The sequence below is a fragment of the Acinetobacter sp. OYA S30 genome, from assembly GCF_033599315.1.
Lineage (GTDB): Bacteria > Pseudomonadota > Gammaproteobacteria > Pseudomonadales > Moraxellaceae > Acinetobacter > Acinetobacter baumannii.
Genome location: NZ_JAWVAV010000036.1, coordinates 1 through 11302 on the forward strand (window position 1 = coordinate 1; position 11302 = coordinate 11302).

Sequence of the window (11302 nt, forward strand, 5' to 3'; positions counted from 1 at the left end):
TAACCTTCTCCCCTACAGTTAAACAATTTAATAATGCTGGGTCCGTAACTTTAAAGCCCATGGTCATTACAGGAATTGCTTCATAGTCGAGTGTTAGAATATTTTCTTTCGTATCAATAGCAGTAATCACACCAACAGCTTTTGAGCAGAAGTATTTTAGAGCTTTAGAGGGAATGTCTGTCTGATTATTTGACTAGGATCATTTAAGCGATTGCCTAGAAAAGATTGCACTGCTCCACTATACTTTATGGATACTTCTTTGTTGTGACACTACTTCATTCAAAAAATACAAACTCATTGCTGCTATGAGCATCAAAATATATGTGTATATAGATACACATATTATTAGCGTCGAATAGCTTCAACAAATTGAAGAACTGAAACTAAACCACGAACAGTTTCAATCTGTTCCATTGGCACTCCACCAGTTACTCTATTTTTTGATTTAAGAAAATACAGAATCCAATCTGAATCACCACCTGTTAAATCATGTAAGGCTATAAATAGATTAATAAATAATAATGCTAATTCACCTTGCTTAGATGCAGGATCTATTTCAAGTTGTGTTCTTAATCTATTTATTGTTGGCTCAGATATTCCCAAAATAGCGGCAAGTTGAGTTTGAGTAAAATTGAATTCTTTACCCGTATTGAAAAAGGCCTTTGCTAAAACTATTTTATTATCTATAGATTGTACTGATGATGTATTCATGGCTAAGACTCATCGTGTATTTGTAAAATTGTATTTTAAATATACTAAGGATACAAACAATATCGATTCAATGAATGAGGCAATCCCTAGATCCAAATTGGAACTTAAAATTGAATCATTTTTGACAACTATTTAATGAATTAGGAAAATCCCCGAGTTTGACAGAAAGGTTCTAGAAGTCTTACGCCAACCGCTTGAGTCAAAAGAAATCATTATTTCACGTGCGGCTCGGCAAATTACTTATCCGGCGAACTTTCAGCTCATTGCAGCAATGAATCCTTGTCCATGTGGGTATGCATTTAATCAAGATAGCCGTTGTCAGTGTTCACCAGAAAGCATTAAACGCTATCAAAACCGCATATCGGGACCGTTACTCGACCGCATCGATTTACATATTGATGTACCGCCATTAAAAGCTCAAGAACTGCAAGACCCAACGCCTGCAGAAGATTCTACAACTGTGCGACAACGTGTGATTTATGCTTATGAACAACAAATGCAAAGACAGGGTGGTTTGAATCAGGCGCTCTCACCAAAACAACTGGAACAACATGCCGTTCTCGATAGTACTTCACAGCGAATGATTGAAATGGCTCAGCAACGTTTAAATTTATCTGCTCGTGCTTATCATCGCGTTTTACGGGTTGCTCGTACTATTGCCGATTTGGCTCAAAGTGAGATCATTCAAAGTCCTCATCTTACAGAAGCACTCTCTTATCGAGGTAATCATTCTTAAAATTAAACAGCGGATTATGAGTCCGCTGTTCTTTTATTAAAGAGCTTCATTTAAGGTCTCAATTAGAGAGGTGATTTCTTTCTCTGATAAAGCTGCAAAACCAAAGCGAATACAATGATTAGCACATTCTTTCTGTTTAAACTTCTGCTCTGTATCAATGTTGAGTTCTTTTAGCTTTATGAGCTGATCTTGAGTAAATGATTTCTGAAATTTTACCCACAAAGCCATTCCACCCGCAGGCGGTTGTATCTCAATACTTTCAGCAAAAACTCTTTGAAACTCAGCTAACGCATGGTCTCGACGTAACTGATAAATCTTTTTCATTTTACGAATATGACGCTTGATCTCCCCTCGTTGCATTAAATCTGCTAAAGCGAGTTCTGTAATATTATTGCCCTGCCGATCAATCAATAAAATATCTTCAGTAATAGTTTGAATGATGGTTGGAGCTGCCACGATGTAACCTAACCGAATACCGGGTGCAAAAACTTTAGACAATGAACCTACATGAATAACCAACTCAGAATGGGGCAAACTTGCTAAGGGTGGCATAGGCCGGCTGTCATAGTGGAATTCGTGGTCATAGTCATCTTCAATAATGTAAAACCCCCATTTTTTTGAAAGCTCTAAGAGTTGAAGACGGCGGCTCATTGTCATGGTAACGGTTGTAGGGTACTGATGATGTGGCGTTGTATAAATTGCTGCAACCGAGTGTTCTTTTAAAATCCGTTCAAGATCTTCAATAACAATACCTTGATCATCTAATTTGACAGAAACCACTTGAAAGCCATTTGATTGGAACGCTTTAACAGCAGATGGGTAATACAGCTCTTCAACGACAATAACGCCCTGCCGATTGGGTAATGCTCGAGAGGCAAGAAAAATTCCCATCTGGCTACCACGTACAATACAAATCTCATCTTCCGCAACATTCATGAAACGTTCCATCGACAACATTTGTTTTAAAGCCTGCCTTAGTTCAGCCATACCGCGTGGGTCACCATATCCCATATACTGGTTTTGAGTAATTTTAATGAGTGCGTGCCGATAGGCCCTCGAAAACAATTCATAGGGAATAAGCCTCGGATCTGGCACACCATCGTTATGGGGCCGCTGAGCAACTTGTTGAATTATTGGTTTATTACTAACTTTTCGATCAGCTCTTGGCTCTATATGAGGCTTTTTTTCCGGTAAAACATCTGCCACAAATGTGCCTTTTCGAGGCCGAGTCACAAGCCATCCTTGTGCTTCTAATTCTTCATAGACTGCTTGTACCGTTTTCCGATTAATCCCTAGTTCTTTTGACAGGCTGCGAGACCCCGGCAGCATAGTGCCCTGTACTAAACGGCCACTCAAAATTTCCTGACTAATCAAGTTAGTTAGTTTTAGAAAAACCGTTTTTTCTTCTCTTTCATCAATGCGGAAATGTATTTGCCAAGGTCTTAGCATATTCGCCCCATCTGGACCATATAACTTATAAAAACTGGATGTATTTATCCATCCAGATATTTTCTATTCTGCCTTCACCTACTTAATTTGGTCAACTGGACTGGAGAAGAGATGAAGACTGCTTCTGTAAATAAACACGACTTGATGCAACACGCACAGCAAGACATGCAAAAGTGGATGAGCGACTTAGATTTAACAGACCGTCAAAAGCTTGCACTGACTTGCCGTATTTTATTCGATCATGGGCATGACGCTGGTTTAGCGGGTCAAATTACATGCCGTAGTGAAAATAAAGAAACCTTTATTACTCAACGTTTCGGTTTAGGTTTTGATGAAATTACTGCTTCAAACTTGCTTGAGGTGAATCAGGACTTAGAACCCATCAATCAAGAAGGCATGGCAAACCCAGCCAACCGTTTCCACACATGGATTTATAAAGAACACCCAGAAGTGAACTGTATTATCCATACGCATCCTACCCATGTAGCGGCTCTATCGATGTTACAGATTCCACTTATGGTTTCCCAAATGGACGTTTGCGCACTTTACGAAGACTGCTCATTTGTAGGTCATTGGCCGGGAGTTCCTGTAGGTAATGAAGAAGGTCTTTTGATTTCTTCCGCGCTGGGTAAAAACCGCGCTGTTTTATTGTCTCATCATGGTCAATTGGTCACAGGAAAAACCATTGAAGAAGCATGCAACTTAGCTCTTTTAATTGAACGCGCAGCTCAACTGCAACTTTTAGCCATGTCTGCCGGACAAATCCAGCCTATCCCCCACGCTTTGGCAGCAGAAGCCCACGATTGGGTGTCTACTGATAAACGCAACAAAGTGAACTTTGCTTACTACGCACGTAAAGCTTTGAAAGAACATTCTGACTGTATTTAAAAAGAGACCTCGACCATGAAATTAAACGGCATTATTGGCTACCCTGTTACTCCCTTTTCTGATGACAATAACATCAATCTTCCTGTTCTAAAACAAATGCTGGATTTGCTTATTGAAAATGGCTGCGACGCGATTGCACCTTTAGGCAGTACAGGTGAAAGCGCTTATCTTGAATGGGATGAATGGTGCTTAGTCGCGAAAACTTCAATTGAAAGCATTAATAAGCGCGTGCCTGTCATTATTGGAATTTCAGAACTCACGACTAATCAAGCCATCAAAAAAGCCCAAGTCGCGCAAAGCTATGGTGCAGATGCACTTATGGTGATTCCTGTATCTTATTGGAAGCTAACAGACCAAGAGATTTTTGAATATTATCAAGCAATTGCCCAAGAAACTACTCTACCAATTATGATTTATAACAACCCCGCGACCAGTGGTGTTGATATGTCTCCTGAATTAATCGTGCGCATGTTTAATAACATTGCAAATATTATGATGGTAAAAGAAAGCAGCGGCGATATTCAGCGCATGCATAAAATTTATGAGCTATCAAAAGGTGAACTTCCGTTTTATAACGGCTGTAACCCTCTAGCTTTAGAAGCTTTATGCGCAGGAGCAAGCGGTTGGTGTACAGCAGCACCCAATCTGTTAGGTCAACGACCTCAACAGCTCATTGAACATGTAAAAAATGGTGAATTGGAACAGGCCCAGAAGTCATTTTATCAGCAACTTCCTCTACTACGCTTTATTGTAAAGGGTGGTCTGCCTAAAACGATTAAAGCTGGTTTACAACTAAAAGGTGTCGCTGCGGGTACACCACGCAAGCCGTTGACCAAAGCCACGGATATTGAGCTTAACCAGTTAAAACAACTACTTTCTGAAATAGAAAACTAATAAAAAAGCGGGTTTATTGACCCGCTTTTTTAAAACCCCAACTTAGAATGTTTTAGTTAAACTAAACACTAAACCTGTGTCATAAGGTTTTTTCTGAGCATCAGTCATGCCAGAAGTACTAATATCTGTACCGACAACATCTAGCTCAGCAACAATACCCAAGATGTTATAGTTTACGCCGACTTTATAATCAATATAGCTATCATCTTCACCTGGTCCACCTGCAACTACAAGTAAAGAATCTTTGTTTTTAAGCTTGTTATAACCAACTGAAGCAAGTCCAGTAAATCCGGTGTCAGCAATTGGTGCCGAATAACCCACGTTAAAATACCAGAACTCGTCAGAGTGGCCCCAGTAATCATTAGAATAATTCACGCCGACACTAAGGGCATCACCTTTAAATAAAGAATCTGCAAACGTTAATTTTCCGTAAAACTCGGTAAAGTCAAAACCAGTGTCACCATTGTATGGATTAGTGAATTTTGAGTCAGAGCCAATGTAACCATAACGGATCACACCAACATCATAAGTCGGTGCAAGTGTATCTGACAGTTTTAAGGTGTTGGTATAACCTAACGAGATATCAGTTTCAGTTGAAACACCAGGTGTATTAAAGTCTACGCTTGATCCCCAAAGCGCAACATAAGCACCTGACTTATGAGAGAAAGTGAAGCCACCTTGAATAGCTGGGTTGTTTGAAGACTGCGTAATACCACGGAAGCGATAATCTGTAGTAGCAGCCACACTACCAGTTGCGGTGATGCCGTAAAAAGATGGAGCATCTTCAGCCATAACCATGGTTGAACCTGCCGTGAGTACGCCGAATGTTACTGCTTTAAGTGCAAACTTCATCATTTTGATCTCCCCCACAATGAACGCACGATTTATATGACTTAAACAAATTTTGTTACTTAAGCTTTAGCAATTGCTGTGCCAAGTTCATATTTGGTATCGCCACACTTCATTAATTTAGAGACTAAAGAACTTATACAACGCGAAAAATAAAAACCTCTTAAATAATTATTTTTATATATAACAATAAAGTATGAATAGTTTGTTTGCATAAAATATAAAGAAGACATGAGAAAACACCTTATCGGAAATAATCAAGCCGAGATCGGTAGTATTGAATGGTAGGGCGTAAAGTCTCTATTTCATTTCTATATAAAGAGATAAAAACTCCATAAATTTATTAGTACAGAGCCTCTTATTTAACCCTTATTTTTATTTATGAACCATTTTGGGCTTTTTCCACACGAAAATATAAATGAAAAATAAATTGCACAAATTTCATGCAAATTATCGCACTAAATTTGATCGATAGGGTCTAGGGTTTTCTGGCGTTGCTTTCGTCTCTGTTTTAAACAATTTTTTGATATAAAAATGTTATAAAGTAACAATATAGAGTGAGATTACTAAAAATTGCTCAAGAAAATTGCTTAAGAAGAGATTAAAAAGTAAACATATCAAACAAAAAAGAGTAAAAATTGAACACAAAAATCAAGTATTTTTAAAATTTTCACATAAGAAAAAATGGTAAAATTCAACTAAAAAATAAATTACTTTTTTTATTTTAAACAATAAATTAACTATAAAAATTTAAAAATAAATTTAGTTAAACTCCCCTATCACATTAATCAAATCCTGCATAGCATATATAAAATAAAATGAACAAAAATATATCTTTTTTATAGATTACTTATACAATTGATGGAAATCCTAGGCCCTGAACAATAACAAGGCACAGGATTTATCGTTTTTATGAGGTTCTTTAAATATGCTAAAAGCACAAAAACTTACATTAGCAGTTCTCATTTCTGCGGCAATAATTTCCTCAGCTCAGGCAAGCGAGCAAAGTGAGGCAAAAGGATTTGTTGAAGATGCGAACGGTTCTATTCTCTTCCGTACAGGTTATCTAACTCGTGACAAAAAACAGGGCGCGAAAGATACCAGCTCAGTTGCTCAATCAGCAATTGTAAGTATCGAATCTGGCTTTACCCCTGGTATCGTTGGTTTCGGTGTAGGCGTTGTTGGTGACGGATCATTTAAAATTGGCGAAAACAAAAACGCTGGAAACCAAATGATTCCAAAACACAACGATGGTTCAGCTTACGACCACTGGGCTCGTGGTGGTGGCAGCGTTAAGGCACGTTTCTCGAATACGACAGTACGTTACGGTACTCAAGTACTCGACTTACCAGTCCTTGCAAGTAATACAGGACGTATGGTTCCTGAATACTTTACAGGTACTTTATTAACTAGCCATGAAATCAAGAACCTTGAGGTTGTTGCTGGTAAATTTACTAAAGACCAAATGTCTGACCAAATCAATACCGATGCGGATGCTTCTGGCAGAGGTCTTGACCGTGCAATTGTTTGGGGTGCTAAATATAAGTTTAATGATAACTTAAATGCATCTTATTATGGCTTAGACAGCAAAAATGCTCTTGAACGCCATTATGCTAATGTTAACTTTAAACAACCTTTAGCAAATGACAGTTCATTAACTTATGATTTTAGTGGATACCATACTAAGTTTGATGCAAATGCACACACTTATTCAGCAACTGGAACTGTAGCACCAAATTATGCTGCGGATGGTATAGCTGGCGAAGAAAAGACCAATAATATTTGGGCTATTTCAGGTACTTATGCGACTGGTCCACATAGTGTGATGTTAGCATATCAACAAAACACTGGTAATGTTGGTTACGACTATGGCCAAAATGCTGATGGTTTTCAAAGTATTTATTTGCCAAACTCTTATATGTCTGATTTCATCGGTAACCACGAGAAATCTGCTCAAATTCAATACAATGTTGATTTTGGCAAGTTAGGCGTATTACCTGGTTTAAACTGGACAACTGCATTTGTATACGGTTGGGACATCAAAGTTAAAGGTTTAACTGATGATGCTGAAGAACGCGAATTCTTTAACCAAGTGAAATACACAGTTCAAAGTGGTTTCGCTAAAGATGCAAGCCTTCGTATTCGTAACTCATACTACCGTGCAAGCAATGCTTATCAAACGAATGCCTACATCGGTGATACCAATGAATGGCGTATTTTCTTAGATATTCCTGTGAAATTATTCTAATTCACAAATCTATCAAGCATAAAAAACCTACCTCTGGTCACACAGGTAGGTTTTTTATTAAGCCCAGAATATCAATTGCGACGCTCTAGGCTTAAAAATTAGAGCTTATTTTTTAGCAGCTTCGATTGCTTTCAATACTTCCGCTTTAGCAACGTCAGCACCTTCCCAACCGCTGATTTTCACCCATTTGCCTGGTTCTAAATCTTTATAGTGGCTGAAGAAATGCTCAACTTGGCTAATCAACAATGGAGGAAGATCTGTATATTCCTGAACATCTTTGTAAAGTGGAGATAATTTTTCGTGTGGAACAGCGATTAATTTCGCGTCGATACCACCGTCATCTTCCATGTTTAATTTACCAACTGGACGGCAACGAATTACAGAACCAGCAGCAACAGGATGTGGAGTTACAACAAGTACGTCTAATGGGTCACCATCTTCAGACAAAGTATTTGGTACATAACCGTAGTTTGCTGGATAGAACATTGCTGTACCCATGAAACGGTCTACAAACAATGCATCAGAATCTTTGTCAATTTCATATTTAATTGGCGCTGCATTTGCAGGAATTTCAATGATGACATAGATGTCATTTGGTGCATCTTTACCTGCTGGGATATTGCTGTAACTCATATCAATACTCTTTCGTTATGAAGTCAGATGTAAAATCCACTCGATTATAACGTGGATATCATCAAAATGATGCCGATTATACAATGCGCACACGCGAAAGTTGATATGAATGGTGACAGAATGACACTCAAGTCAACTTAATTGTCACGATCAACAAGAATATTGGGCATAACAATGATAAAAACCAGACAATAGAGCGTAAAGTTGCCCAATTGCTTAAGTAACAAATGCCATAAATCACACGTAAAATAATATAGGCCCAGCCCAATCTTAAAATAAAGTATTCAGGAACCACCATATATTCAGCCATCAAAATAGCTGTTAAAAATAAAGGTAAACTTTCAAAACTGTTTTGTTGTACTGCATTTGCCCGAGCAGCGATACCCTTTGTATTAGCAAGAAAGTCTCTTGGGTTCTGATTATCGACGGGCTGAAAACCACCGGTAAATTTTGCAATTACGGTAAATGCGTATGGCAGCAAACATGCCACTAAAATAATATAGATAATGCTGCTGATGCCGTGCATAGTGCCATCCATCACTGAAAATACTGTTGATCATGCTATCATAACTCATCGTTTTTACCTGAAATTTTATGCAACCGCATGTCATCACTGATTTATAGGGCTATGTATGCAACAACCTGATCAAAAAGAATTGTTCGAGGTCTTAGAAAAGCAAAAGAAGAACCAGCTTCAGGTAGATCGTATATTCAAAATTGTATTACCGATCGTCGCTTTTTTATTGAGTGTAATTTGTGCGAATTTTAATTGGCAATCTACACTGGGTACCTTCGTGATCTTAACAGTGACCTTTATTGCTGTGGGTGTCAAAAGACTTCCTTTGTGGCACTGGCTCATTGTGATTACCATATATTGTCTTGTAGATAATTACCTCAGTTATGGTCAACTTGATGTAACTCACTTACGTCTACAACTCGGTACCATGTTAGTTTTTGTCGGTATGGTCGGAATTGGTCGCCCTTATGTAGATCGTTGGTTTATGAAAAACCATTAAAATAAAAAAAGCGCCTTACGGCGCTTTTTTATTCATCATTACGCAGGCTTACGTAAATCTTTACGTAAAATTTTGCCTACATTTGATTTTGGTAATTCATCCATAAACTCAACATAACGAGGGCGTTTATAGCCTGTTAAGTTTTCTTTAGCAAAGTTCAAAACTTCTTCTGTAGTTAAGCTTGGATCTTTTTTCACAATAAAGAGTTTTGGCACTTCACCTGATTTTTCATCTGGAACACCAATTGCAGCAACTTCCAATACTTTTGGATGTTTAGCAATCACTTCTTCAATTTCACTTGGATAAACGTTAAAGCCAGAAACCAAAATCATATCTTTTTTACGGTCTACAATTTTGACGTATCCACGGCTGTCCATTACACCAATGTCACCGGTACGGAAGAAACCCTCTGCTGTCATGACTTTAGCAGTCTCATCTGGACGGTTCCAATAGCCTTTCATTACTTGAGGACCACGAATTGAGATTTCCCCTTGTTCACCTAAAGGTACTTCTTTTCCGTCATCATCTAAAATTGCAACCTCAGTTAACGGTAATGGAATACCAATGGTGCCACTAAATTCAGTAGATGCAGGTGGATTCGCAGTTGCAACTGGTGAAGTTTCTGATAAGCCATAACCTTCAATAATGGTTGTACCAGTAATTTTCTTCCAAGCTTCTGCTGTAGATGGCAAAACTGCCATACCGCCGCCCATCGCCATTTTTAAGTTGCTATGGTCAAGTTGCTTGAACTCTTCATTATTCACCAAAGCATTAAATAATGTATTTACTGCAGGGAAGAAAGAAGGTTGATATTTACGTAATTCCTTAATCACAGCCGGTAAGTCACGCGGGTTCGGAATTAAGATATTTGCCTGCCCTTTGTACATACCGTACATCGCACAAACCATGAACGCAAAAATATGGTAAAGCGGTAATGCACAAACAATACGATCGCCTTTAGCACCATCGTTTGCACCGAATTTGCTTTGGAAAATACCATCACACTGCAAAAGGTTGGCAACCAAATTGCGGTGAGTCAGCTCAGCACCTTTTGAAACACCCGTTGTACCACCGGTATATTGAAGCACGGCAGTATCACTTAAAGTTAAAGTCGGGCGTTTATAATTGCTTGGATTTTCTTTATTTAGTGCACTGTTAAATTTAACATGGCCAGGAATATTCCAAGCTGGAATTTGTTTACGGACTTTACGTAAAACAAAGTTCACCAAAGTACCTTTCAGTGTTCCTAGCATATCTCCGACAGAAGCAACAACCACATGCTTCACTGGAGTTTTACCCAAAATGCTTTGGTAAACACTTGCAAAGTTCTCGATAATAACGAGCACTTCTGCACCTGAGTCATTTAACTGATGCTCAAGTTCACGCGCAGTATATAGTGGGTTAACATTCACTAAAACCAAGCCTGCACGTAAGACTGCCAATGCCACTACAGGATACTGCAGCACGTTTGGCATCATTACTGCCACACGCGTACCTTTTGCTAACCCCAAATTTTGCAAATAGGTCGCGAACTTACGGCTTGCAAGCTCCAACTCGTTAAATGACATGGCTTTATCCATAAAGATAAAGGCATCACGAGAACCAAATTTTTGGAAATTACGCTCAAAAATATCAACAAGTGAGGTATTTTCTGCAGGCAATGCTACTGTTTCTGGAATCCCTGTCTTTTGGTATTCTGCAAACCAAATCTTTTCCATAATGCCATTATCTCCGATTCGTAATCCTTAGTAATAACTGTTATTCAATGCCCCAGCTATTCTTTAGCTTCTTGGTGCCAGAACATATTTAAAACTTATTGGCACATTCATGACACTTTCGAACAAGATTATGAGACAGAAGTTTTGACAATTTAAGCCT

At 38.4% G+C, this 11302-nt stretch carries 10 protein-coding genes and 3 pseudogenes; 5 read left to right on the forward strand and 8 right to left on the reverse strand.

The genetic code is table 11. The annotated features are described in order from the left end of the window. A pseudogene (locus R5R67_RS15255) lies at window positions 1-145 on the reverse strand (copper-binding protein); the annotation flags it as partial. A gap of 200 nt (window positions 146-345) precedes the next feature. Further along, complete coding sequence (locus R5R67_RS15260) at window positions 346-711, reverse strand: MbcA/ParS/Xre antitoxin family protein (RefSeq protein WP_135013360.1); 366 nt, start codon at window positions 709-711, stop codon at window positions 346-348. 145 nt (window positions 712-856) lie between these two features. Between R5R67_RS15260 and R5R67_RS15265 the strand changes: the two are divergent. After that, a pseudogene (locus tag R5R67_RS15265) lies at window positions 857-1447 on the forward strand (ATP-binding protein); the annotation flags it as partial. Window positions 1448-1461: 14 nt separating this feature from the next. Here R5R67_RS15265 and R5R67_RS15270 read toward each other — a convergent pair. Beyond that, window positions 1462-2896 (reverse strand): annotated as a pseudogene (locus R5R67_RS15270) (PLP-dependent aminotransferase family protein). A 111-nt stretch (window positions 2897-3007) separates the two neighbouring features. On the opposite strand from R5R67_RS15270, the gene R5R67_RS15275 reads away from it, so the two are divergent. After that, complete coding sequence (locus tag R5R67_RS15275; protein WP_000845031.1) at window positions 3008-3784, forward strand: aldolase; 777 nt, start codon at window positions 3008-3010, stop codon at window positions 3782-3784. 15 nt (window positions 3785-3799) lie between these two features. Beyond that, window positions 3800-4678, forward strand: coding sequence for a dihydrodipicolinate synthase family protein (locus R5R67_RS15280; protein ID WP_064191944.1), 879 nt, complete (start codon window positions 3800-3802; stop codon window positions 4676-4678). A 42-nt stretch (window positions 4679-4720) separates the two neighbouring features. Here the strand turns inward: R5R67_RS15280 and R5R67_RS15285 are convergent, their stop codons facing one another. Next, window positions 4721-5533, reverse strand: a complete 813-nt coding sequence (locus tag R5R67_RS15285) for a TorF family putative porin (protein WP_000975212.1) — start codon at window positions 5531-5533, stop codon at window positions 4721-4723. Window positions 5534-5589: 56 nt separating this feature from the next. Further along, window positions 5590-5760, reverse strand: coding sequence for a hypothetical protein (locus tag R5R67_RS15290; RefSeq protein ID WP_000097144.1), 171 nt, complete (start codon window positions 5758-5760; stop codon window positions 5590-5592). 695 nt (window positions 5761-6455) lie between these two features. On the opposite strand from R5R67_RS15290, the gene R5R67_RS15295 reads away from it, so the two are divergent. Continuing rightward, a complete protein-coding gene (locus tag R5R67_RS15295) occupies window positions 6456-7775 on the forward strand; it encodes an OprD family outer membrane porin (RefSeq protein WP_135013367.1) in 1320 nt (439 codons plus the stop codon). Between the two features lie 105 nt (window positions 7776-7880). Here R5R67_RS15295 and ppa read toward each other — a convergent pair whose 3' ends face one another. Both ppa and R5R67_RS15305 read right to left on the reverse strand, forming a co-directional pair. Further along, on the reverse strand, window positions 7881-8408 hold the full coding sequence (ppa, locus tag R5R67_RS15300) for an inorganic diphosphatase (protein ID WP_000122443.1): 528 nt from the start codon (window positions 8406-8408) through the stop codon (window positions 7881-7883). Between the two features lie 127 nt (window positions 8409-8535). Further along, window positions 8536-8934 (reverse strand): MAPEG family protein, encoded by a 399-nt coding sequence (locus R5R67_RS15305; protein WP_000546045.1) that lies wholly within the window; start codon window positions 8932-8934, stop codon window positions 8536-8538. A gap of 106 nt (window positions 8935-9040) precedes the next feature. Here R5R67_RS15305 and R5R67_RS15310 point away from each other — a divergent pair, with 106 nt between their 5' ends. Continuing rightward, the gene (locus R5R67_RS15310) at window positions 9041-9424 is read left to right on the forward strand and encodes a hypothetical protein (RefSeq protein WP_001187001.1); all 384 of its coding nucleotides are present in this window, start codon (window positions 9041-9043) and stop codon (window positions 9422-9424) included. Between the two features lie 38 nt (window positions 9425-9462). On the opposite strand, the gene R5R67_RS15315 is transcribed toward R5R67_RS15310, so the two are convergent. Further along, window positions 9463-11142, reverse strand: a complete 1680-nt coding sequence (locus tag R5R67_RS15315; protein ID WP_135013369.1) for a long-chain-fatty-acid--CoA ligase — start codon at window positions 11140-11142, stop codon at window positions 9463-9465. Between the last annotated feature and the right edge of the window lie 160 nt (window positions 11143-11302).